Genomic DNA, 24,373 nt, shown 5'->3' on the forward strand with positions numbered 1-24,373 from the left:
ATGTTGGCTCCTCTGATTGATGACAAACAGAAAATCACGCTGATTGAAGCGAGCGGCGTGCAGTTTCTCGACTTTGGTCTGCGCCTGCCTTCTGCTCAGGCGCGCCGCCAGTTTGTGCGCCAGACCGCCAACGGCCCGCTGCTGCGCCTGCACGTGGATGGCAATAACGGTAAATTCCTGCTCTACCCGGAGGAAGGAGGCGCGGCCGAGGTCGTACGCCCGGAGTCGGATGTCGCCCTGACCGACTCCCTCGCCCTGCTGGCTAATCAGTGGCTGCCGCTGCCGGTGCTGCGCTGCACCAGCGGTCGCCGCTTTATCGGCGGTCCCGATAACTGGGCGCGCGCCCGCCTTGCGCCGCTCAGCGAACCGGATGCAGCGGGCCATACGCACCGCATTACCCTCGCCTTTGACACCCGGCTGGTACCGGAAGCAGAAGGCGGTGAACAGCTCGGCCTGAGCGCGGCCGACGCGCAGAACGGCGTGAGTTTTGCGCTGGCGTGGCACAACTATGAGCTGGGCGAGTTTCTTGACCTGACCTGGGTCGACGGCTGGCTGCGTGAGACCTTTGTGCAGCGGGCGGTCGCGCTGGAATCGCGCGGGGAGCTGGTGCTGACGCAGGCGCTGCGCGAGTTTGAGTATCAGGCGCATTATCTCAATCTGCTGGAGCTGCTGGGTGAGCAGCTCGATCTGGCGGAGATCGCTATTCAGGCGGCGTCGCTGCAAACCCCGGCGGTCAGTGTGGATCTCATTCTCGATGTCGGCAACTCGCATACCTGCGGCATTCTGGTGGAGGATCACCCGGAAGAGAGCAACGGCCTGCGTCAGACGTATGAGATGCAGCTGCGCGATTTATCGCAGCCGCACCGCGTGTATAACGAACTGTTCGACAGCCGGCTGGAGTTCGCAGAGGCGAGCTTTGGCAAAGCGAGTTTCTCACTGCAGAGCGGGCGCGATAACGCATTTATGTGGCCTTCGCTGACCCGCGTGGGGCGCGAAGCGAGCCGTCTGGCGCTGCAGCGCGCCGGCACGGAAGGCAGCACCGGTATCTCCAGCCCGCGTCGTTATCTGTGGGATGAGGCGCGCTATCAGCCAGGCTGGCGCTTTAACGCTGGCGGTCAGAGCGAAGAGGCGCAGGCTATTGCGCTGCCCTTTACGCTGATGATCAACGATGAGGGAGAGCCGCTGCAGGCGCTGCCGGAAGAGGATCGCCTGCCGGTGTTTTCCGCCAGCTACAGCCGCAGCGCGCTGATGACTTTTATGCTCTGCGAGCTGCTGGCGCAGGCGATGATGCAGATGAACAGCGTCGCACAGCGCCAGCGCATGCCGCAGAGCCAGGCGCCGCGCCAGCTGCGGCATGTGATCCTGACGCTGCCCTCCGCGATGCCCAAGCCGGAGCGGGAGATATTTCGCCGCCGCATGCAGGAGGCGCTCGCCCTGGTGTGGCAGGCGGAGGGCTGGGACACAGCGCCCGCGCACCGCCCGCTGCCGGATGTGCAGATGGAGTGGGACGAAGCCACCTGCGGCCAGATGGTGTGGCTGTTTAATGAAACGCAGGTGAACTTTGCCGGGCGGGCGGAAGATTTTTTCAGCAGTATGGCGCGCCCCGATCGCCCGCGTGAGAGCGATGAGCTGCCGGGCAAAAGCCTGCGCATCGCCTCAATCGACATCGGCGGTGGCACCACCGACCTCGCGATCACCCAGTACCGGCTGGATGATGGCCAGGGCAATAATGTGAAAATTACGCCGCGCCTGCTGTTTCGCGAAGGCTTTAAGGTTGCCGGCGATGATATTCTGCTGGATGTGATCCAGCTCTGGATCCTGCCGGCGCTGCAGCAGAGTCTGCAAAAAGCGGGCGTCACCCTGCCCGAGCCGCTGATGCAGAAGCTGTTTGGCCACGACAGCCGGATGGATGGACAGGCGACGCTGCGTCAGCAGGTTACGCTGCAGCTGTTTATCCCGCTGGCGCAGGCGGTGCTGGAGCGGTATGAGAACTGGGATCCGCTCGACAGCCACAGCGAGATCAACGCGCTGTTTGGCGAACTGGTGCCGCAGCAGCCGGCAGGCGCGGTGCTGGCGTTTGTGAATGGCGAAATTCAGCGCACGCTGGGCAGCGAGAGCCGGTTTGATCTGCTGCAGGTGCCGCTGGTGGTCAGTATGGCGCAGCTGCACGGCGAATTTTTGCAGCACCGTATGGCTATTATCCCGGCGCTGCGCGCCATGTGCGAAGTGGTGTCGCTCTATCAGTGTGATGTTCTGCTGCTGACCGGCCGGCCGTCGCGTTTCCCCGGCATCCAGGCGCTGGTGCGTCACCTGCAGCCGCTGCCGGGCAGCCGTATTCTGTCGCTGGAGGGGTATCACACCAGCGACTGGTATCCGTTTAATAAACAGGGACGCATCGATAACCCGAAATCAACCGCGGCGGTGGGCGCGATGCTCTGCCTGCTGGCGCTCGATCTGCGTCTCAGCAGCTTCTGGTTCCGCGCCGGTGATTTTGAGCCCTATTCGACCATTCGCTATCTTGGCGTTCTGGATGAAAATGCCACGCTCAGCGATGATAATCTCTGCTACAGCGAAATCGATCTCGACAGCAGCAGTTTTGCCCTGGATCGCAAAAGCAGCTTTCGCATTCGCGGCAACGTCTGCCTCGGTTTTCGTCAGCTGGAGAACGACCGCTGGCCGGCGTCGCCGCTCTACAGCCTGAGCATTACCGACCCGCAGCTGGCGCGCAAAGTCGCGGGCGAAAGCGTGCTGCGTATTAAGCTGGCAGCAGAGCCGGGACCAGATAATAACGGGCCGGAGCGGCTGATCCTCAGCGACGCGCGGCTGGATGATGGCACGCGGGTGCCGCTGGAGCAGCTGAGCCTGAAGCTTAATACCCTTTCCGGCAGCGGCAATGCCAACGCGCAATACTGGATTGACAGCGGGAGCGTCTGTAAACGATGAGAACGACCAGAAAAACCACCGCCACCCCGGCTAAGCGACTGAGCCTGCTGCGGGAAACGCTGGACAGCGCGCTCGGCTGGATCGATGCCCAGCAGCCGCACTCGCCGCGCCTGGCGCTGGAAGCAGATACGCTGCGCCTGCAGCTGCGCCGCGCGCGCGCTGAGAGCCAGGCGCTGGCGCTGCAGCTGGCGCGTCCGGTTACGCTGGCGCTGTTTGGTCAGTCGCAGGCGGGTAAAGCCTGGCTGCTGAGTGAGATGGTGGGCGATGCGCAGGGTCAGCTGATGACCCGATTCAGCGACAAAGTGCTCAACTATTTTCAGCATATCAATCCCGGTAATCTCGATTTCGCTGCGGCCACGCGCTTTAGTCACCAGCGTGAAGCGACCTCCGGCACGTGGCCGGTTGAGCTGACCCTGCTTAATGAAGCGGAGCTGATCCGATTGCTGCTCGCCAGCGCCCGCATTGAGCGTGACGGCGCGGATATCCGCACCATTGAGACCACGCTGCAGCGCCTGCAGCGTCACCGCCAGAGCGAGCCACAGCCCGGCGCAGAGAGCGACGCGCTCATCACCCTGTGGGGATGGAGCCGCCGTCATCATCGTCACGCGGAAGCGCTGGATCGCCATTTCTGGCCCCAGGCCGCCGAACTGGCCCCCTGGCTGAGCGTTGACGATCGCGTACAGCTTTATGCCCTGCTCTGGCCTGGTCAGCCTGCCCTGAGCGACACGCTGCGTCCGCTGCTGCACCTGCTTCAGCAGCTGCGCCACGCGCCGCGCGTGCTGGCGCCGCTCTCGCTGCTGGTGGATGATGCGCAGCTGCCGGCTGAAAAGCTGATCGGTCACGACGCCGATCTGCAGGAGATGATTGAGGTCTGTCCGGTGGTAGCCAACCGCAGCGGTAAGCCACAGCGGGTCGCGCTCGGCGAGCTGGCGCTGCTGACGCTGGAGCTGACCATACCGCTCAGTTCCACGCCGCGTCAGGCGCTCTATGATGAGGCGGACATGCTGGATCTGCCTGCCCCCGGCACGCTTCCCGATCGCCAGCTGCAGGAGGAGCAGGCACAATTGCGTCTGCGCGATCCGCTGCGTGCGCAGCTGCTGGAGCAGAAGCGCGCCCTGCTGCCCGGTTTTTATGCCACGCGCCAGGGCATTGACCTGATGCTGATCTGCACCGCCGCCAGCCAGCGCCACGACGCCGATCCCGCCGCCAGCGCGCTGCGCGAGTGGCAGATGCAGCAGAGCGTAAGCAGCGGCAGCGAAAAACCGCGTCTGATCTGGGCGATAACCCCTTACGATGCGCGCTATCAGGCGCAGCAGATCAATGTCGACGAGGCGGTGCAGCGTCAGATTGGCCAGCCGGGTCAGAGCTGGGGCTCAATGCTGGCGCAGGATCGCGCAGGCGTCGATCGCATGAGCAGCTGGCTGCAGGAAGAGATGCAGCCCGAGGCGCGTCGCGACCGTCTGGCGCTGCTGACGGGCGCGCTGCAGCAGAAAGTCGCGGCCCGGCTGCAGCCGTGGACAGAAGCGAGCGCCTCGCCCGAGCAGGCGCTGCGTAAACAGACCATCGCCGATACGCTGCTGAAATGTCTGCAGCACCGCACCGGCCTGCACGGTGAGCTGCTGGAGCGGCTGCAGCCGTCGCGTGATGCCGTGCGCCAGCTCTGGCTGAGTCAGAGCAGCGGCGCGGTAACGGCGCACAGCGGCAAGCCCGCTGCGGAGCAAAGCTATTTTGGTATCGGCTTTGAGTTCGATCTGTTCAGCGACGCGCCCGCTCCCGCCGGCGAGCCGCAGCATACGAGCGTCCGCAGCGAGCAGCAGTTTCCGCAGCAGGTTCTGACGCTGTGGCTGGCGCATCTGCGCCAGCTGCCTGAGAACCGCAGCCTGCTGACGCTGCTGAACGTCGACAAGCCCACCATGGAGCTGCTGACCGAGGAGCTGATTGCGGCCAGTTTTCGTCTTAAGCTGCTGGCAAGGCTGCAGAGTGCGCTGAATGAGCCGGACAGCAGCACGCATGAAGCACGCACCGATCGTCAGGTTTCGCGCGCCATGACGGTGCTGGGTGATTTTGTCGCCTGGCTCGGTTTTTTACAGCGTCCGGAGAGCGAGCGCCCTGAAAGTCGCGTAAACCGGGGGCAGACGATTTTTTCCCGTCCGCCCGCGCCGAGCGTCAGCTTCTCGTCAGGCCAGCGCCTGACGCGCCTGACGGCTGCGCCCGCTAATCATACGGCGTTCTACATCTATGACTGGCTGGTCGGACTCAACCAGCTGATTGTGGAGAATAATGGTTATACGGGCGGCAGCGATCTGCCCGCCGGCGCGCGGCAGACGCTGTCGGTGCTGCTGCTGCCGCTGCACGCCTGATCAGCGCCAGACCAGGCGCAGCTCGCCCTCCAGCAGCTGCGCCGCCTCCTCAAGCAGCGCCAGTACCGGCGCAAACTCCGCCTGCTGCGCGGCCTGCTCTGCATGTATCAGGCAGATCGTTGCCGGCAGCGCCATGCCGCCGGTCAGCCAGTCCCACAGCGCGTCCAGATTTGCGCCGACAGCAGCAGGCGCACCGCTCTGCGCATTCAGCGCCTGATAAAACGCCGCGCGGTCGCGCAGCGTGGCGAAGTCGATATCTATAGTCAGCACGCTCAGTGCACCTTTCTGAAACTGCGATAGTGATCGCGGGTGAGGTAGATCAGCCCGTCGGAGGAGTAGATCAGACGGTCAGCGCCGCGGCGCCCGCAGCGATAATTGACGTCCGCCTCATACCACTGCCGTCCCGCCTGACGCGGAAGCTGCTGTTCGCGATTGCTGAAGCGGTCACCGCCGATGGCGCGTCCTGGCAGAACCTCGCACAGATTGCCTTTATCCGGCTCCCAGCCCTGACGGCGCGCGGCCGCTTTGGTCAGGTAAAAATCGGGCAGACGCTGATGCTGCACCAGCCAGTCCGCAACGCGTTCAGCCTGCGTCAGCGCATCAATGGTGGCAGAAGAAGAAGTTGTGGCGTGGCCAGCCGTGGGATCGGCAGGCGGAGTGCTAACCTGTGGCCGCAGCGCGGTCCAGCAAACAATGACGATCGCCAGCAGGCCGATCCAGCGTAATATTGACATCGCGACACCCCTGAAAAAAGGAGGTCAGCATAGCAGATTCAGGCGGGAAATTGACGCGGGCCAGCGTGGCTGGCCCTGGCGGAGAACTTACTGCATGGCACCGGGTGCATGTGAAGCGTGACGACGCCACGCGCCGGGCGCTACGCCATACTGGCGCTTAAAGCTGCGGTTAAACGACTGCTGTGAATCAAAGCCCAGCGAAATCGCTACGTTCAGAATAGGCTCGTTGGTCGTGGTGAGCCGGTCCGCTGATTTTTTCAGCTTTTTCGCCCGGATATATTCGCCCAGCGGATAACCGGTGTGCTCTTTGAACATACGCTGCAGGTGCCATTTGGAGTAGCCCGCCCGGTCAGCCACGGTATCAAGATCCAGCCGTGCTTCGATATTGTTATCGATCCAGTCAATCAGATCGTGCATAAACGCGTCGCTCATCATCCCATTCTCTCCCGTCGCCGTTACAAACAGTATCAGTATCAGTTGCAGTTACACTTTAAGGGTGACTGACTATCGCACTTAATGCAAGTTTTATTATTACATTAAATGCCGCACATAAAGCAGGGTTTTTCTCTCTGCGCTGAGCGCCCGTCAGACCGCACATAAAGTGTATCAGATATTCTTGCAGATGCACTTCGCCGCGACCTACACTCCTCCCGATTAATGCAATCGTTAAAGTTGCATATTTTTACGTCGTCTTTCGTGCTTCATCAACGTGGAATAACAATAATGTCCGGAAAAAAAGACAGGGTTCGTCAGGCTATTGGCCTGGCAGGCGCGGCACTGCTGGCAGGTTTGCTGGCGGGTTGCGATCGCGGCGTGGCGCAAAACGCTCCGCCGCCGCCGCCGGAGGTGAGTGCGGCACAGGTGATCCGGCAGCAGGTCAGCGAGTGGGATAACTTCAATGGCCGGATCGAGGCGGTCGAGAGCGTTCAGCTGCGCCCGCGCGTTTCCGGCTATATCGACCAGGTAAACTATCGCGAAGGCGATGAGGTTAAAAAAGGTCAGGTGCTGTTCACCATTGATGACCGCAGCTACCGTGCCGCGCTGGCGCAGGCTGAGGCGCAGCTCGCCGGTGCGCGCACGCAGGCGACGCTGGCGCGCAGTGAATCGGATCGTACCGATAAGCTGATCAACAGCCAGGTGGTATCCCGCGAGATCTGGCAGCAGCGTCGTTCGGCCACGCAGCAGGCGCAGGCGAGCGTGCAGGCGGCGCAGGCGGCGGTTGATATGGCCCGCCTCAACCTGAGTTTTACCCGCGTGACCGCCCCGATTGATGGCCGCGCCAGCCGCGCGCTGATCACCGCCGGCAATCTGGTCACCGCAGGCGACAGCGCCAGCGTGCTGACCACGCTGGTTTCCCAGGATCGGATGTATGTCTGGTTTGATGTCGATGAGGCGACATTTCTGCACTATCAGCAGCTGGCGCGCCAGGGCGAACAGCGCGGCGCCCTGCCGCTGCAGGTTTCCCTGACCGGCGAACACGGCTATCCGCATCGCGGCACGGTGGATTTTCTGGATAACCAGCTTACTGCCAGTACCGGCACCATTCGCATGCGCGCGCTGCTCGATAACCCGCAGCGCGAACTGACGCCGGGGCTGTTTGCCCGCGTCCGGCTGCCGGGTCGTGCCGATTTCACCGCGCTGCTGATTGATGACAAGGCGATTCTCACCGATCAGGACCGCCGCTATGTCTACATTGTTGATGCCGCAGGCAAAGCGCAGCGGCGCGATATCCAGCCTGGCGATCTCTCTGGCGGACTGCGTATTGTTCAGCAGGGTCTGCAGCCAGGCGATCGCGTGATCGTAAACGGTCTGCAAAAAGTCTTTATGCCCGGCATGCCGGTACAGGCTCACTCAGTCGCAATGCGCCCCGCTCCTTAACCGAGACCCTACTCTATGGATTTCTCTCGTTTTTTTATCGACCGTCCCATTTTTGCGGCGGTGCTGTCGATACTGATTTTTGCCACCGGGTTAATTGCGATCCCGCTGCTGCCAATCAGCGAATATCCGGATGTGGTGCCGCCCAGCGTGCAGGTACGCGCCGAATATCCTGGCGCTAACCCAAAAGCGATCGCGGATTCCGTGGCGACCCCGCTGGAAGAGGCGATCAACGGCGTTGAAAATATGATGTACATGAAGTCGGTGGCCGGCTCCGATGGCGTACTGGTCACTACCGTGACCTTCCGCCCCGGCACCGATCCCGATCGGGCGCAGGTACAGGTGCAGAACCGCGTGGCGCAGGCTGAGGCGCGTCTGCCGGAAGCGGTACGCCAGCTGGGGCTGACCACCCAGAAAATGTCGCCCACGCTGACGCTGGTTGTGCATCTTTTCTCCCCGCACGGCAAGTATGATTCGCTCTACCTGCGCAACTACGCCACCCTGAAGGTGAAAGATGAGCTGGCACGCCTCCCCGGCGTCGGCCAGATTCAGATCTTCGGCGCGGGTGAGTATGCGATGCGCGTCTGGCTCGATCCCAACAAAGTCGCCGCGCGCGGCATGACGGCCGCAGAGGTGATTACCGCCATGCGTGAGCAGAACGTACAGGTCTCCGCCGGACAGCTTGGCGCGGAACCGACCCGCAAAGCCAGCGATTTCCTGCTCTCTATCAATACCCAGGGTCTGCTGGAGAGCGAAGAGCAGTTTGGTGACATTATCCTGAAAAGCACGGCTGACGGCTCTCTGGTACGGCTGCGCGACGTGGCGCGCATTGAGATGGGCTCCGGCAGCTACGCCCTGCGCTCTCAGCTGAATAATAAGGATGCGGTCGGCATCGGTATTTTCCAGGCGCCGGGCGCGAACGCTATCGATCTCTCCGACGCGGTGCGGGCCAAAATGAACGAGCTGGCCACGCGCTTCCCGGAGGATGTGCAGTGGGCTGCACCTTACGATCCCACGGTGTTTGTTCGCGACTCTATTCACGCCGTGGTGCAGACGCTGTTTGAAGCCATTGCGCTGGTTGTCCTGGTTGTGATCCTGTTTCTCCAGACCTGGCGCGCGTCGATTATTCCGCTGCTGGCGGTACCGGTTTCCGTGGTTGGCACCTTTAGCGTGCTCTGGCTGCTGGGTTTCTCACTCAATACGCTCAGCCTCTTCGGGCTGGTGCTGGCTATCGGCATCGTGGTGGATGACGCCATCGTGGTGGTTGAGAACGTTGAGCGCAATATCGAACAGGGTCTGACGCCGGTGGCCGCCGCGCACCAGGCGATGCGCGAGGTGTCCGGTCCGATTATCGCCATTGCGCTGGTGCTCTGCGCGGTGTTTGTGCCGATGGCGTTTCTCTCCGGCGTGACCGGGCAGTTCTATAAGCAGTTTGCCGTGACCATCGCTATCTCGACGGTGATCTCGGCCATTAACTCGCTGACGCTCTCGCCGGCGCTGGCGGCTAAACTGCTGAAAGCCCATGACGCGCCTAAAGATCTGCCTGGCCGGCTGATTGACCGCCTGTTTGGCTGGCTGTTTCGCCCGTTCAACCGTTTTTTCCAGCGCAGTGCAACAGGCTATGAATCCCTGGTAGGCACCACGCTGCGCCGGCGCGGCGCGGTGTTTGCGGTTTATCTGCTGCTGCTTGCCGGCGCAGGCCTGCTGTTTCACAGCGTGCCGGGCGGTTTTATTCCCACGCAGGATAAGCTCTATCTGATTGGCGGCGTAAAAATGCCGGAAGGCGCTTCGCTGGCGCGCACCGATGCGGTGATCCGCGAGATGAGCGAGATTGGCATGCATACTGACGGCGTCGCCTATGCGGTTGCGTTTCCCGGCCTGAACGCGCTGCAGTTTACCAATACGCCTAACGCCGGCACGGTGTTTTTTGGCCTGAAACCGTTCAGCGAACGGACGCGCAGCGCGGCAGAGATCAACGCGGAGCTGAATGCAAAAATTGCTAAGATTCAGCAGGGCTTTGGCTTCTCAATTATGCCACCGCCGATTCTGGGTCTGGGCCAGGGATCGGGGTATTCGCTTTATGTGCAGGATCGCGGTGGCCTCGGCTATGGCGCACTGCAGGAGGCTATTAACACCCTCTCCGGTGCCGTGATGCAGACGCCGGGCATGATGTTTCCGATCTCCTCCTATCAGGCCAATGTCCCGCAGCTGGATGTGCAGGTCGATCGCGACAAAGCCCGTGCACAGGGCGTGGCGTTACCCGATCTCTTTACCACGCTGCAGGTCTATCTCGGCTCCGCCTACGTGAACGATTTTAATAAATTTGGCCGTACCTGGCGCGTGATGGCGCAGGCGGACGGCGATTTCCGTGACAGCGTTGAGGATATTACTTCGTTGCGTACCCGTAATGACCGGGGCGAAATGGTGCCGGTCGGCAGCATGGTGCATGTCGCCACCACCTACGGCCCCGATCCGGTGATCCGCTATAACGGCTATCCCGCTGCGGATCTGATTGGCGATGCCGATCCGCGCGTGCTCTCTTCCGCGCAGGCGATGACGCAGCTGGAGATGATGTCAGAGCAGATGCTGCCCAACGGCATGAATATCGAATGGACTGACCTGAGCTATCAGCAGGCGACCCAGGGCAACAGCGCACTGATCGTTTTCCCGGTTGCGGTCCTGCTGGCGTTTCTGGTACTGGCAGCGCTCTATGAGAGCTGGACGCTGCCGCTGGCGGTGATCCTGATTGTCCCGGTCACCATGCTTTCCGCGCTGGCGGGCGTCTGGCTGACCGGCGGTGATAATAACGTGTTTGTCCAGGTCGGGCTGGTGGTGCTGATGGGGCTGGCGTGCAAAAACGCTATTCTGATTGTGGAGTTTGCACGTGAGCTGGAGATGCAGGGTAAAAGCGTGACCGCTGCCGCGCTGGAGGCGTGTCGTCTGCGCCTGCGGCCGATTGTGATGACCTCGATTGCCTTTATCGCCGGTACGGTTCCGCTGATTCTGGGTGAAGGGGCTGGCGCAGAAGTGCGCGGTGTGACCGGTATAACCGTGTTTGCCGGGATGCTTGGCGTGACCCTGTTTGGCCTGTTCCTGACGCCGGTGTTCTACGTTACGCTGCGCAAGCTGGTAACGCGCCGCACGCGTGCGGAAAGCGCAACGTCACTTTAAAAGCGGTACAAATGGAAAAGCCCGGCTGAAGCCGGGCTTTTTTATATCCTCTTGACCGTCGGACGCGCATGCAGCGCCGGTATCAACGGGTTTTCTGGCAGAGTCCGGCGGGTTCAGCGTCCGGCAGCGGTTCGCAATTGCTGGTATCGTTGCTTTTCAGTTCGTTCAGCGCATCCGCCACGGTGCGCGTCTCCAGCACTTTCAGCGATGCTTCCTCCGCCTCCTGAGCAATCGATTTGAAATACCAGCAGAGGTTGGCGCTGACCAGGCAGCGCGGTGCAACATCCGGCCGCGACGCCCACAGTTTTTTGTCTTCAATGACTGACGTATAGATATCGCGTAGTGTGATCTCTGCTGCGGGCCGGCCCAGGTGAATGGAGCCGGTGCGACCCAGCGTCGAAACAATAATGCCGTCGCGCGTCAGCGGAACCATCAGCTTACGAATAAAGCTGGGATTCGCCTCCAGACCATACGCCAGAATAGCGCTGGTCGAGCGTTTTCCCAGTTGCTCCGCCATCGCGACGCTTAAAACCATCTGCAGAGCTGTCGGGAAGCGATAATCTAACATTTCAATATCCTGAGTTGCGGCTTATCTTTTTGTTTTTATAGCGCGTCAATGAGTGAACAATGAGCAATAAATATAACAAACACTGTTGCTTTTTAGAAGCAACCCCAACCGCACAGGGCACGGATTCCCCATCTGCGGCCCGGTTAGCGCACAAGCTGCTTAATTTTGCACGGACGACGCCTGCGCCGGTAACTGCTGCTTAAGCAGCGCCACCAGCACAACGTTTATACCCGCCAGCCCGCACAGTACCCAGAGAGTCACGTCAGCGCCGGCATGCGCTGCCAGCCAGCCCCCCGCCAGCGGCGTCAGCGCCTGTCCGATCAGCGCCGGGCGCGCCATACGACCGGTGATAACGGCATACTGTTCCGGTCTGACAACGGCCAGCGGCAGCGTACCGCGCACGATGGCCCGCAAACCGTTTCCTGCGCCATAGAGCACCATAGCGACCAGCGCCATTGCCGGAAACAGCGCCAGCAGCAGCAGCCCTGCTGCCACCAGTCCCACAGAGAACAGCGCGGTCCATATGGGATGACTACGTTTAAACATTACATCCAGAAGCCGCGATCCAATCTGACAGGGACCGAGAACGGCACTCAGCGCCAGCGCTGCGCTCAGCGAATATCCCCCGGACTGAAGCAGCGTAATAAGCTGAACCGAGATGGCGGTCATAATAACCGAAGCGAGGGTAAAAATGGCGCACAGCAGCCAGAAAAGTCGCGGCGAGAGCGCGCTCTGCAGAGTGTCAGGGATCGCGCCGGTCGGGCCTCCCCTGCTCCCGGTTTGCGTGACCGGCGCCGGCAGCGCATAGCGGTAGGCGGGGAAAACCAGCAGAGTAAGCAGCGCAGCAATGATGAAACAGGCATCACGCCAGCCGGCGAGCGCAATCAGCCATGCCGTTCCCGGCCAGACCAGCGTGGTGCATAAGCCCGAAATCAGCGTCACGCCGGTGATAGTGCTGCGCGCCTGTCCGCCATAGAGCGTGCCGAGCGTTGCAAACAGCGCATCATAAAGGCTCATTGCCATTCCTGTGCCAATCAGCAGCCAGGCGGCAAAAAACCAGCCAGGCTGGTAGCTCATCCCCATCACCACCAGCCCTGACGCCATTACCACACCGCCGCCTGCCAGTATCAGCGGCCCGTAACCACGGGCAATCAGTCGTCCGCTGAGTGGCGCCAGCAAGCCGGAGACCAGGATGCCGAGCGACAGCGCCCCATAAACCCACTGTTGAGACCAGCCGGTTTCAGCGATAATCGGAGCGGCCATCACCGCCATCAGGTAGAACGACCCGCCCCAGGAAAGGATCTGAACCGCACCCAGCGTAATAATGGCGGGTATCGCGGGTTTTGAATGATAGTGCACGGGCGCTTTCCGTATCAGATAAAGCATTGTTATATCATGGATATTCTGCAGGCCGAACCTTCTTCTTGTCAGGCCATTATTGGTCTCCGGGGCTGATTCTGGTAAAACTTAAATTTTAAAAGTTTGTTGTAACTAAACTGGAAGCTTGTCAGCGGCGCAGGCACAGGTACATTAAGTATGTTGTAACAAAGGAGAAGATTATGGCTCGCTACGATTTAGTCGCTGATTTACATGAGTGCGTTAACACGCTGGAACAGCGCCTTGGTGCGCTGCGCACCAGCATTGAGCAGCAGCCGCTGCTGGTGGCGCGCGTGTTCAGCCTGCCGGCAATTGAAAAAGGGCACGAACATGATGAGATTGACAAAATAGCGGTGACGCAGCATCTGGGCAAAAGCGCGCGTGAGATGGCCCTCACCCACTACTGCCGGCTGTTTATGCAGCATCAGTCAGAAAAGATCAGTACCAAAGCGGCCGTGCGGCTGCCGGGAGCAATCTGTATTGAGGCGGACGAGCAGGCCGCTGAGCAGATCACGCAGCAGGTCAGCGAAATCAACGCGCTTAAACAGCGGCTGGAGCAGCTCATCACCGTAGAGTCCGGCTTGCCGAGCGAGGCCCGCTTTGAATTTGTGCATCAGCATCTGCGCGGGCTGATTACGCTGAACGCCTATCGCAGCGTGCCCCTGCTCAATGCGCCGGATACGCTGCGCTTTGGCTGGGCGAACAAAAACATCATTAAAAATCTGACGCGGGAAGCCGTTATTGAGCAGCTGGAACGCAGCCTGAAAGCGAATCGCGCTCAGGCTCCCTGGACGCGTGAGCAGTGGGCAGAAAAAGTGCAGCTGGAGCTGGAACTGGTGCGATCGCTGCCCGCAGGCGCAAAGCTGAAAATCAAGCGGCCGGTTAAAGTGCAGCCTATTGCCCGCGTCTGGCGCGCCAGTGAAAAGAAACAGACGCAGCTGGCCTGCCCCTCTCCGCTGCTGGTGCTGTGCCGTGACAAAACCCAGGTGCCGGTGCTGGGCGAACTGCTGGATTATGATGCAGAGAATATCGCCCACCGCTATAAGCCGCTGGCGCAGCCGCTGCATCTGATCATCCCGCGCCTGCACCTCTGGAGCGACCGCCTCGCCTGATGAAGCGGCCGCCACCTGCAGGATTACGCTTTCATGCTGCCAACCATCTCTTCCGGGCGCACCCAGGCATCAAACTGCGCCTCATCGAGATAACCGAGCTGCAGCGCGGCTGCTTTAAGCGTCAGCCCCTCTTTATGGGCCTTTTTGGCAATTTCGGCTGCTTTATCATAGCCAATGTGCGTGTTCAGCGCGGTCACCAGCATCAGCGATTCATTCAGCAGCTGATCGATACGCTCCCGCACCGGTTCAATACCGGTTGCACAGTGATGATTAAAGCTGTCCATGCCGTCGGCCAGCAGCCGCACCGACTGCAGGAAGTTATGGATGACCATAGGACGGAATACGTTCAGCTCAAAGTTGCCGGACGCGCCGCCCATATTGATCGCTACGTCGTTACCCAGCACCTGACAGCAGAGCATGGTCATCGCCTCGCACTGGGTCGGATTGACTTTGCCCGGCATAATGGAGCTGCCCGGCTCATTTTCCGGGATACTGATTTCGCCGATGCCGCAGCGCGGGCCGGATGAGAGCCAGCGGACGTCGTTGGCAATTTTCATCAGCGACGCCGCCAGACCTTTCAGCGCGCCGTGCGCGTGCACCAGCGCATCGCAGGTCGCCAGCGCTTCAAATTTATTGGGTGCGGTGATGAACGGCTGACCGGTCAGCGCGGCCAGCGCCTGCGCCACGCGGACGGCATATTCAGGATGCGTATTCAGGCCGGTGCCTACGGCGGTGCCGCCCAGCGCCAGCTCGGTCAGATGGGGAATGCTGTTTTCAACGTGCTTCAGATTATGCTCCAGCATCGCCACCCAGCCTGAGATCTCCTGTCCCAGCGTCAGCGGCGTGGCATCCTGCAGGTGCGTACGGCCAATTTTCACAATATCACTGAATGCATCCGCTTTACCGGCCAGCGTGGTTTTCAGCACCTCCAGCTGCGGAATGAGCTGCTCGCGCAGTGCCGTAACGGCCGCCACGTGCATAGCGGTAGGAAAAACGTCGTTAGAGCTCTGGCTTTTATTGACATCATCATTAGGGTGCACCAGCCGCGCCATACCGCGCTCGCCGCCGAGGATCTCGCTCGCGCGGTTAGCCAGGACTTCATTCATATTCATATTGGTCTGCGTGCCGGAGCCGGTCTGCCAGATCGCCAGCGGGAACTGATCGGCGTGCTGGTTTGCCAGCACTTCATCCGCCGCGCGGATAATTGCTGTCGCGCGATCGTCCGGCAGCAGCTGCAGATCGCGGTTAACCTCTGCCGCTGCCCGCTTGGTCTGCGCCAGCGCGCGGACCAGCTCAACCGGCATTTTCTCGGTTGAGATACGAAAATGCTCCAGCGAGCGTTGCGTCTGTGCGCCCCAGAGTTTATCTGCCGGCACATCAACAGGACCCATTGAATCTTTTTCAGTGCGACTGGCTGCCATAGCCCTCTTCTCCTTTCTCAGTAGTGAAAGCAATCCCCGGGCGCGGCCTCTTACCGCCCCGCTTCAGGCCGGATTGTTATCCGAATCAATAAAACAGTATGCGGGCACATCGCGTTTCCTGCACACAGGTCGCGCTAATTGCTGAAATTTTCTGCTTTACTGGGCAATAACTGTTCAGCTGAGGGCGCAACATGCATAAATTGAACAACTCACTGCAGTACTACGACTGGGGCAGCACAACGGCGTTAACGGAACTTTATGGTATTGCCGATCCGCAGGGCCGGCCGCTGGCAGAGCTGTGGATGGGCGCGCATCCGAAAAGCCCGTCCACGCTGATTGTTGACGGCCGGCACGCCTCGCTGCGCGATTTCATTGCGCGCGATCCGGTCGCCATGCTGGGAAGCGCCGTTGCCGACCGGTTCGGTGAACTGCCGTTTCTGTTCAAAGTGCTCTGCGCGGCGAAAGCGCTCTCGGTGCAGGCGCATCCCGATAAGCGCGCAGCTGCCGCCGGTTTTGCCCGTGAAAATGCAGCCGGCATTGCGGTGGATGCGCCGCAGCGCAGCTATAAAGATGCCAGCCATAAACCGGAACTGCTCTATGCGCTGACCCCTTTTCAGGCGCTGAACGGCTTCCGCGAGCGGCCCGAAATGGTATCGCTGCTGAGCGCGGTAGCGGGCGCCCATCCGCAAATCGGGCACTTTATTGAGCAGGCCAGCCCGGACGCCCTTGCCCGCCTGTTTGCCACGCTGTTCTCGCTGCAGGGGGATGAAAAAAGGCGCGCGCTGGCGATCCTCTGTTCAGCGGCTGCGGCACACGATGAGGAGCCGTGGCTGACTGTGCGGCAGCTGGCGGCTGATTACCCGGATGATAACGGCCTGTTTGCACCACTGCTGCTTAACCTGCTGCTGCTGCAGCCCGGCGAAGCGATGTTTCTCTCTGCCGGCACGCCGCACGCTTACCTGCAGGGCACTGCACTCGAGGTCATGGCTAACTCAGATAATGTGCTGCGCGCCGGCCTGACGCCAAAATTTATCGATATGCCGGAGCTGCTGGCTAACCTGAACTTTACCCCCCGCGCCGCCGATACGCTGCGGCTGCAGCCTGAGCGCGATGCGCAGGCGCTCTGTTTCCCGGTGCCGGTTAATGATTTTTCCTTTGCCATCCACCTGCTTTCTGCCGTAGCGCAGCCGCTGGCACCGGCCAGCGCCGCCCTGCTGTTCTGTATTGAGGGAGAAGCGCGGCTCGCCAGCGCGGATAGCCAGCTTGTCCTGCAGCCAGGCGAATCCTGTTTTGTCGCCGCCAGCGAGCCCCCGGTTGCGGCCTCAGGCAGCGGACGCCTGGCGCGCGTCTTCAGTATGCTTACTGCAGACGGCTGACGCTGCGCGCGTTAACTGCTATTCTTTCAGACTATTACTTTAAACGCCTGCGGGCGTTTTTCTTCACCCGGCGCGTCACCCCGACGGGACGCGGACGCAAGGATAAGGATGACTCAGCGATGAAAAAGACTCAGGTTGCAGCAGGTGTGATTGTCGCGCTCGGTGTGGTTTGGACCGGCGCAGCGTGGTTTACCGGCAAGCAGATTGAGAGCCACAAGGATGAGATGCTGCAACAGGCCAACAGCCAGATTAACGCCTGGTCCCCCAACAGCCGCCTGACGCTGAGCTATCAGGACTATCAGCGCGGCCTGTTCAGCAGCAGCACGAAACTGGTTGTGCAGGCGATCTCCCAAACGGTGGATAATCCGCTGCTTAAGCCGGGCCAGACCATTGTGCTGAATGAGACCATCGATCACGGTCCTTTCCCGTTTGCGCAACTGAAGCGCGGTAACATTCTGCCCGCGATGGCCTCGGTGCATTCCGAGCTTGCTAATACCGATGCGGTGAAAAAGCTGTTCGCGCTGACTGACGGTAAATCACTGGTTGCTGCCGATACGCGCATTGGCTACAGCGGGGCTACCGATACGGCACTGACGCTGCTGCCGGTGGATTACAGCAACGCGCAGACCGGTGACCGGCTGGCCACCAACGGCGGTAAGCTTGACGTCAGCGCCGACAGCAAAGGCGATAAAGTCAGCCTGAAAGGTGAGTTCTCCAGCATCGCCGTCACCAGTAAAAACCAGCTGGAGCAGCCGGTGCTGTTTACGCTTAACGGTCTGGCGCTGGGCGGTGATACTCACCTGAGTCCGGAAGGCGTGCGCGTGGGCGATCAGACCATCACGCTGGATAAACTGGAAGCCAGCATCAACGGCCAGCAGGGAATGACGCTGCAGAAAATTGACGGCAAATCCTCTTTTGATAATAAAGAGGGCAAGATTGGCGGCACTATCGATTATAAAGTGGGCGATATCAACCTGCAGCAGCAGCCGTTTGGTGAAGCGCGTCTGGCGATGAAATTTTCGCAGTTTGATGCGCAGGCGGTGAAAACTTTTTCTGACACCTACAACGCGCAGATGCAGGATCTGCTGCGCCAGCCGGGTGTTGCCGACGATCCGATTCGCTATCAGGCCAGCGTTCAGACCATTCTGCGTAACAACCTGCCGCTGCTGCTGAAAGGTGCGCCGGCGGTCAGCATTGCCCCGCTGAGCTGGAAAAATGATAAGGGTGAGAGCACGTTCAACCTGAATATCGGCTTCAACGATCCGGCCGCCGTCAGCGGCGAGGCGCAGAGCCTGGGTGCCGCGGTAGATCGCATGCTGAAAACGCTGGATGGCAAACTGAATATCAATATGCCGATGGCGACAGAAGCGATGCGTCATGTCGGCCTGGCCGAAGGATATCAGGGCGATGATGCGCAGAAGCTGGCGGATCAGCAGGTCAAAGGCGTGGCTGCGATGGGCCAGATGTTCCGTCTGACGCAGCAGCAGGATAATAACATTGTGACCAGCCTGCAGTATGCAAACGGGCAGGTAACGATGAACGGCGACAAGATGTCACTGGAGCAGTTCCTCTCCCGCTATATGCTGGGTATGCCAACCAGTGAAGGCATGCCGCAGTAACCGGCACTGTGCGCCGCTTCATCCTGCGGGAAGAAGCGGCGCTTTACCGCTTTAATATTCACCATCTGCACCCTGCTTTGCGCAAATCGCTGGCGCAGTTGCGCAAGATATTTTTATAATGCTCTGCACTTTATTCCTGACAAGCGAGTGCGCCATGATCGACCAGCAGCTTCCTCTTACCGATATTCACCGCCACCTTGATGGCAATATCCGCGCCCAAACTATTCTCGATCTCGGCCGCCAGTTTAATCTCTCTCTGCCCGCCAGCTCTCTTGACGCGCTGCGTCCCCACGTGCAGGTCACCGCGAACGAGCCCGATCTGGTGAGTTTTCTGCAAAAGCTCGACTGGGGCGTCAAAGTGCTGGGCGATCTTGACGCCTGCCGCCGCATTGCGCTGGAAAATGTCGAAGATGCGGCGCGTGCCGGTATTCACTATGCAGAACTGCGCTTCTCGCCGGGCTATATGGCGATGACCCATAACCTGCCGGTGGCGGGCGTGACAGAAGCGGTGATTGACGGCGTACGCGCAGGCGTGAAGCAGTACGGTGTGGATGTTAATCTGATTGGCATTATGAGCCGCACCTTTGGCGAAGAGGCGTGCCTGCGCGAGCTGGAAGGATTACTGGCCCATCGCGACGGTATCACCGCCGTGGATCTGGCCGGCGATGAGCTGGGCTTCCCCGGCAGTGAGTTCCTGAGCCACTTCAACCGGGCGCGTGACGCTGGCTTCCGTATTACCGTACACGCCGGCGAAGCGGCGGGTCCGGAGAGTATCTGGCAGGCGATTCGTGAACTGGGCGCGGAGCGTATCGGTCACGGCGTTAAAGCGATAGAGGATCGCGCGCTGATGGATTTCCTGGCTGAGCAGCGCATCGGCATCGAATCCTGCCTGACCTCAAACATTCAGACCAGCACCGTCTCCTCGCTGGAGAAACACCCGCTGAAAGCGTTTCTGCAGCATGGCATTCTGGCCACGCTGAATACTGACGATCCGGCGGTTCAGGGCGTGGAGCTGGCGCATGAATATGAGGTGGCGGCCCCTGCAGCCGGCCTCTCTGCGGCAGAGATCCGCCAGGCGCAGGAGAATGGCGTGGCGATTGCGTTTCTGAGCGAAGCGGAGAAAACGGCGCTGCGCCAGCGCGTAGCGGGCTAAGGCTGAACACGCGCCGCCGCTGGGCGGCGCGCAACATCAGCGTGGTGACATCGTCTGACGGTTCTCTGCAGACTGCAGACCCAGCTCAATCAGCTCCATGACCTGTATCGCCTCTTCAGCCCGCACCGGGTTCTGCCCCGTGCCGGCTATCGCATCGCGGATTGCCGCATAGTAGGCCGGATAGTTACCCGGCTGCGTCAGCAGCTCCTGCTCCACCAGCATATCGCCTTCTGCCAGCGTCAGCGTGCCGTTGCGCATGTCGTAGCCCCACTCCTGCTGCGGCGGTCTGGCACCCGATTTCAGACGATCCTCCTGCGGATCGAGGCCATACTTTACGTAGCTGCCACGCGTGCCGTGTACCACAAAGCGCGGTGACTCTGCTGCCACCAGCATGCTGGCGTGCAGCACCACACGACGCGTCGGATAGGTCAGCACCGCATGAAAGTAGTCAGTGGTTTGCGCGCCAGGGCGCAGCTCTGCCATGTCCACGTTGATCGCCACCGGCATGCCAAACAGCTGCAGCGCCTGATCCAGCACGTGCGGGCCGAGGTCAAACCAGATACCGCTGCCCGGTCCTTTCATTTCGCGCCAGCGCTGGCGCACTTCCGGGCGGAAGCGGTCAAAATGCGACTCCAGATAGCGTACCTCGCCCAGCGTGCCCTCGCCGAGCAGCGTTTTTAGCGTCAGAAAATCGCTGTCCCAGCGGCGGTTATGGAAGACCGACAGCAGCAGCCCTTTCGATTTTGCCAGCTGATCAAGCTCACGCGCCTGCGAGAGCGTGACGGTAAAAGGCTTGTCGACGACCACATGCTTGCCGGCATTCAGGGCCGCTTTGGCCAGCGGAAAGTGGGTGTCATTGGGGGTGGGGATCACAATCAGCTGCAGGGTGGGATCGTCCAGCAGCGCCTGCGGATCGGCAACGACCTGTACAGAGGGCCAGTCAGCGTGCACTTTACCGGCATCGCTGCTGGAGATCGCTGCCAGTTCCATTTCAGCTGTTCCGGCGATTAAAGGGGCATGAAAGGTTTTACTGGCAAAGCCATAGCCTATCAGGCCGACACGTAGTTTATCGCTCATTCTCACTCCTTTTGTCATATACCCGACTGATTTAAGACGAATCAGCCGGTGAGAACAAGGCGGAATCAGCTGAAAGAGATCGCCCGGCCGGGTTCCGGCCAGTTCTGCTGCGCTTCAAGCGCGTCGTGCGCATCCTGGCTGCGGCGGCGAAAATCACTCGGGCTGACGCCTGTGCGTTTGCGAAACACGCGTGAAAAGTAGAGCTGATCGTCATAGCCCACTTCCCGCCCCACGGAGGCGATAGGCTCCTGCGTGGTCTGCAGCAGCAGCTTGGCGCGGATCACCCGCTGATCTTCTCGCCAGCGCAGCAGATTGATGCCCATCTGTTCGCGAAACAGATGCGCCAGCCGCGAAGGAGATAAACAGACATGCCGTGCCACCTCCTCAATTTTGACTTCGCTGGCAAGATGGTTGGTCACGTACTGGCAGGCTTCAATTACGCGCGGATCGCGAATCTGCTGATGGCTGCGCGGATCCTCTTCCACCGCGCGCAGCAGCAGACGCTCCAGCAGGTTCATGGCCAGCTCTTCAGCAAAGCGGCGACCGGAATTGTGGGTCTGCTCAATACTGGCAAACAGGCGATCAAACTCGCCGCATAACGCTTCAGTCAGGCGCAGCCGGCCCACGCCCTGCTTCTGCTCCTGCCACTCCAGCCAGTCAATCCAGTAGGCGCGCGGCCGGAAATAGACCCAGCGATGGTGCCAGCACGGGCTGTCGGGCGACCGTCCATAATAATGGGGTGTTTTCGGCTGAAACAGCAGCAGATCGCCCGGCTCACAGTCAAAGGCGGATTCGCCGTCAAAAACCCGGCCTTTACCGCGAATGGTGAGGTTAAGAATATAGCCCTTCATCCCCAGCGGGCGGTCGATAAAAAAATCGAGCGGCTCCTGCGCGTTAATCGGCGTGAGTCCCGCGACCAGCCAGGCGTTAAACGGATAGCCCGGCAGCAGGGGGTTCTGTTGTTCACTGGGGGGTTCGCGATGGTACATAGTGCCCTCACTCTCTGCATGACGCGCGGCGCAACACCCGTTGCGCCGACGGAATCAAACGGCTCTGTTTTTCTGTTTGTAGCGATCGAAAATCACTGCGGCTAACAGTATCAGACCACGCACGACATACTGTGAGAATGGCGAGATATTCAGTAAATTCATCGCATTCTCTACGGTACCCAGGATCAGAACCCCTGCCACCACATATGAAATTTTACCGATGCCGCCTTTCAGCGAGACGCCGCCCAGCACGCAGGCAGAGATCACAATCAGCTCATAGCCCAGCGAGGTCATGGGCTGACCGCTGGTCATGCGCGAGGCCAGAATAATGCCCGCCGCCGCTGAAACCAGCCCGGAAAGGATAAAGATAATGATGCGGGTCCGCACCACCGGCACGCCGGCCAGCCGGGCGGCTTCTTCATTGCCGCCAATCGCCAGCGTGTTGCGGCCAAAGGTGGTTTTATTCAGCAGGAAGCCAAACGCGATCATGGTGGCAATCGTGAGCCAGATAGGCGCCGGCACCCCGAGCCAGTTGGCATAGCCCAGCGCAAAAAAGCGCTCATCTTCAATCCCTACCGCTTTACCGTCAGAGAAGATATAGGCCAGGCCGCGCACAATCTGCATCGTTGCCAGCGTGGTGATCAGGGCATTAATTTTCAGCCGGGCGATAACAAATCCGTTAACAAAACCGGTTGCCATGCCAAGCAGCAGCCCGGCAGCCACGCCAATCCACAGGCTTTCGGTCATGTTGATCACCACCGCCGTCACTACGCCGGCGCAGGCGATAACCGAGGCGATGGAGAGATCAAAGTCGCCCGATGCCAGGCAAAACAGCATGCCGCAGGCCACCATGCCGGACATCGACATCGCCAGGCCCAGCCCTTTCATATTGATAAAGGTGCTGAAGTTCGGCACAAAAATGGCGCAGACAATAAACAGCAGTGCAAAAACCACCAGCATGCCGAAATTATCCCAGATACGCCCCAGCTGCAGGCCGCTGCGCTGCACCGGTGGCGTGTTGGAAGTGGTAGATGAAGCCATTGTTGCTCTCCTGTACATCAGGCCACGGCGGCCGTTTGAGGGGTTTTCGGCATCGCCAGACTGAGCGTCAGCTGTTCGGTTGCCGTGTCGTGCGTCAGTTCTCCGGCAATTTCACCTTCGCGCATGACAATAATGCGGTCGGCGAGGCCCATGACTTCGGGCAGATCGCTCGATGCAAACAGCACCGCAATCCCTTTGCCTGCCAGTTGATAAATCAGGTTGTAGATCTCATGTTTTGCGCCAACGTCAATACCGCGCGTCGGCTCATCCAGCATGATCACGTTCATCTCTTCTGAGAGCCAGCGGCCCAGAATGGCCTTTTGCTGGTTGCCACCGGAGAGATTCATGATCAGCTGGTGCGGGCCAGGCGTTTTGATATTGAGCGAACGGATGTGGCTTTCTGCATTTTTTGCCTCCCAGCCGGGCCTGATCAGGCAACCCGCCGTGAGGTTATGCCGCCGCGCGCTGATATTGATGTTCTCCCGCACGGAGTGCACCGGAATGATGCCTTCCGCTTTACGATCTTCGGGACAGAGCATAATGCCCGCCCGGATGGCGTCGATCGGCTGACGGATCGCGAGCGGCCTGCCATCAAGTGAAACCGTGCCACTACGCAGCTGCGTGGCGCCAAACAGCCCTTTCATCAGCTCGCTGCGTCCGGCGCCCACCAGACCAAACAGTCCTACAATTTCTCCGGCGCGCACGCTGAACGAAATGGGCATGCGCACCCCTTTCGCCTCGACCTGGTCGAGCTGAAGACGCACGGCGCCCAGCTCGCGGGGCGCATAGCCATAGATGTCACCCAGGTTGCGCCCGACCATCGCCTCGACCAGATCGTCATGATGGGTATTGGGCATATCCGTAAAGGTGCGCACATAGCGGCCATCTTTAAACACGGTAATCGCATCGCTCAGGGCAAAAATCTCCTCCATGCGGTGCGACACATAAAGCACCACCCGTCCTTCAGCGCGCAGCTGACGGATAACGCGAAACAGATGCTCAATTTCACGGGCTGAGAGTGAGCTGGTCGGCTCATCAAAGGCGATAATGCGGGCATTGCGCGCCAGCGCCTTGGCGATCTCCACCATCTGCCACTGCCCCAGCGACAGATATTTCAGCGGCATGTCGGGATCGATATCCATCCCGAGATTTTTCAGCTGCAGGCCCGCTTCGTAGCGCAGCAGCTTGCGGTTTACCAGGCCGCGTTTATGCGGCAGCTGGCCGAGATAGATATTCTCTGCCACGCTCATTTCCGGCACCAGGTGTAGCTCCTGGTAGATAATGGCCACGCCGGCATCCAGCGCCTCAACCGTATTACTGAAGCGCTTCGCCTCGCCTTTGATGCGGATTTCACCGCTCGTGGGCTGGTAGCTGCCGCTGAGAATTTTCAGCAGCGTCGATTTTCCCGCGCCGTTTTCGCCCATCAGCGCGTGCACCTCACCGGCGCGGCACTCAAAACCGATATCCTGCAGGGCTTTTACGCCAGGAAAGGTTTTGCTGATGCCATGAAAAGAGAGAAATGCCTGATCGGTCTCCATGGATACTCCTGATAGTGCC

18 protein-coding genes are annotated in these 24,373 nt (G+C 60.2%); 8 read left to right on the top strand and 10 right to left on the bottom strand.

The features are described 5' to 3' along the window. Together FS690_RS03620 and FS690_RS03625 are read left to right on the top strand one after the other, a co-directional pair. Positions 1-2,943, top strand: a complete 2,943-nt coding sequence (locus tag FS690_RS03620; RefSeq protein WP_145339091.1) for a virulence factor SrfB — start codon at positions 1-3, stop codon at positions 2,941-2,943. Then, positions 2,940-5,303: a virulence factor SrfC family protein gene (locus tag FS690_RS03625; RefSeq protein ID WP_104084814.1), complete on the top strand. Its 2,364-nt coding sequence runs from the start codon at positions 2,940-2,942 to the stop codon at positions 5,301-5,303. Before FS690_RS03620 ends, FS690_RS03625 begins: the two co-directional genes overlap by 4 nt. Here the strand turns inward: FS690_RS03625 and FS690_RS03630 are convergent, their stop codons facing one another. The 3 genes from FS690_RS03630 to FS690_RS03640 form a co-directional block, all read right to left on the bottom strand. Continuing rightward, the gene (locus FS690_RS03630) at positions 5,304-5,573 is read right to left on the bottom strand and encodes a barstar family protein (RefSeq protein ID WP_039384240.1); all 270 of its coding nucleotides are present in this window, start codon (positions 5,571-5,573) and stop codon (positions 5,304-5,306) included. 2 nt (positions 5,574-5,575) lie between these two features. Beyond that, positions 5,576-6,037, bottom strand: a complete 462-nt coding sequence (locus tag FS690_RS03635) for a ribonuclease domain-containing protein (RefSeq protein WP_104084813.1) — start codon at positions 6,035-6,037, stop codon at positions 5,576-5,578. Between the two features lie 87 nt (positions 6,038-6,124). Next, positions 6,125-6,472 carry a helix-turn-helix domain-containing protein gene (locus tag FS690_RS03640; protein WP_039384236.1) on the bottom strand — a complete coding sequence of 116 codons (348 nt, stop codon included), beginning with the start codon at positions 6,470-6,472 and terminating at the stop codon, positions 6,125-6,127. A gap of 288 nt (positions 6,473-6,760) precedes the next feature. Here FS690_RS03640 and FS690_RS03645 point away from each other — a divergent pair, with 288 nt between their 5' ends. Further along, complete coding sequence (locus FS690_RS03645; protein WP_145339092.1) at positions 6,761-7,915, top strand: efflux RND transporter periplasmic adaptor subunit; 1,155 nt, start codon at positions 6,761-6,763, stop codon at positions 7,913-7,915. Positions 7,916-7,930: 15 nt separating this feature from the next. Next, positions 7,931-11,083: an efflux RND transporter permease subunit gene (locus tag FS690_RS03650; protein ID WP_145339093.1), complete on the top strand. Its 3,153-nt coding sequence runs from the start codon at positions 7,931-7,933 to the stop codon at positions 11,081-11,083. A gap of 82 nt (positions 11,084-11,165) precedes the next feature. Here FS690_RS03650 and FS690_RS03655 read toward each other — a convergent pair whose 3' ends face one another. Both FS690_RS03655 and FS690_RS03660 read right to left on the bottom strand, forming a co-directional pair. Then, the gene (locus FS690_RS03655) at positions 11,166-11,651 is read right to left on the bottom strand and encodes an Rrf2 family transcriptional regulator (RefSeq protein WP_039384233.1); all 486 of its coding nucleotides are present in this window, start codon (positions 11,649-11,651) and stop codon (positions 11,166-11,168) included. 159 nt (positions 11,652-11,810) lie between these two features. Beyond that, entirely contained in the window at positions 11,811-13,010 is a 1,200-nt protein-coding gene (locus tag FS690_RS03660) for an MFS transporter (protein WP_145339094.1), read from the bottom strand. Between the two features lie 200 nt (positions 13,011-13,210). Between FS690_RS03660 and tus the strand changes: the two genes are divergently transcribed. Beyond that, positions 13,211-14,140: a DNA replication terminus site-binding protein gene (tus, locus tag FS690_RS03665; RefSeq protein WP_039384232.1), complete on the top strand. Its 930-nt coding sequence runs from the start codon at positions 13,211-13,213 to the stop codon at positions 14,138-14,140. Positions 14,141-14,163: 23 nt separating this feature from the next. On the opposite strand, the gene fumC is transcribed toward tus, so the two are convergent. Continuing rightward, the gene (fumC, locus tag FS690_RS03670) at positions 14,164-15,561 is read right to left on the bottom strand and encodes a class II fumarate hydratase (protein WP_071668791.1); all 1,398 of its coding nucleotides are present in this window, start codon (positions 15,559-15,561) and stop codon (positions 14,164-14,166) included. Between the two features lie 191 nt (positions 15,562-15,752). Here fumC and manA point away from each other — a divergent pair, with 191 nt between their 5' ends. From manA to add, 3 genes are all read left to right on the top strand, one after another. After that, complete coding sequence (manA, locus tag FS690_RS03675; protein ID WP_104084809.1) at positions 15,753-16,937, top strand: mannose-6-phosphate isomerase; 1,185 nt, start codon at positions 15,753-15,755, stop codon at positions 16,935-16,937. 119 nt (positions 16,938-17,056) lie between these two features. Further along, positions 17,057-18,556 (top strand): YdgA family protein, encoded by a 1,500-nt coding sequence (locus FS690_RS03680; RefSeq protein ID WP_145339095.1) that lies wholly within the window; start codon positions 17,057-17,059, stop codon positions 18,554-18,556. Positions 18,557-18,710: 154 nt separating this feature from the next. Continuing rightward, on the top strand, positions 18,711-19,709 hold the full coding sequence (add, locus tag FS690_RS03685; protein ID WP_039384227.1) for an adenosine deaminase: 999 nt from the start codon (positions 18,711-18,713) through the stop codon (positions 19,707-19,709). Positions 19,710-19,745: 36 nt separating this feature from the next. Here the strand turns inward: add and FS690_RS03690 are convergent, their stop codons facing one another. The 4 genes from FS690_RS03690 to araG form a co-directional block, all read right to left on the bottom strand. Then, entirely contained in the window at positions 19,746-20,786 is a 1,041-nt protein-coding gene (locus FS690_RS03690) for an oxidoreductase (RefSeq protein ID WP_094111274.1), read from the bottom strand. 65 nt (positions 20,787-20,851) lie between these two features. Continuing rightward, on the bottom strand, positions 20,852-21,775 hold the full coding sequence (gene araC, locus FS690_RS03695; RefSeq protein ID WP_039384223.1) for an arabinose operon transcriptional regulator AraC: 924 nt from the start codon (positions 21,773-21,775) through the stop codon (positions 20,852-20,854). Positions 21,776-21,829: 54 nt separating this feature from the next. Next, on the bottom strand, positions 21,830-22,816 hold the full coding sequence (gene araH / locus FS690_RS03700; protein ID WP_145339096.1) for an L-arabinose ABC transporter permease AraH: 987 nt from the start codon (positions 22,814-22,816) through the stop codon (positions 21,830-21,832). A 17-nt stretch (positions 22,817-22,833) separates the two neighbouring features. Then, a complete protein-coding gene (araG, locus tag FS690_RS03705; RefSeq protein WP_071668788.1) occupies positions 22,834-24,354 on the bottom strand; it encodes an L-arabinose ABC transporter ATP-binding protein AraG in 1,521 nt (506 codons plus the stop codon). Positions 24,355-24,373 lie beyond the last annotated feature (19 nt).

The organism is Pantoea sp. PSNIH1, assembly GCF_007680655.1.
Classification (GTDB): Bacteria; Pseudomonadota; Gammaproteobacteria; order Enterobacterales; family Enterobacteriaceae; genus Pantoea; species Pantoea eucrina.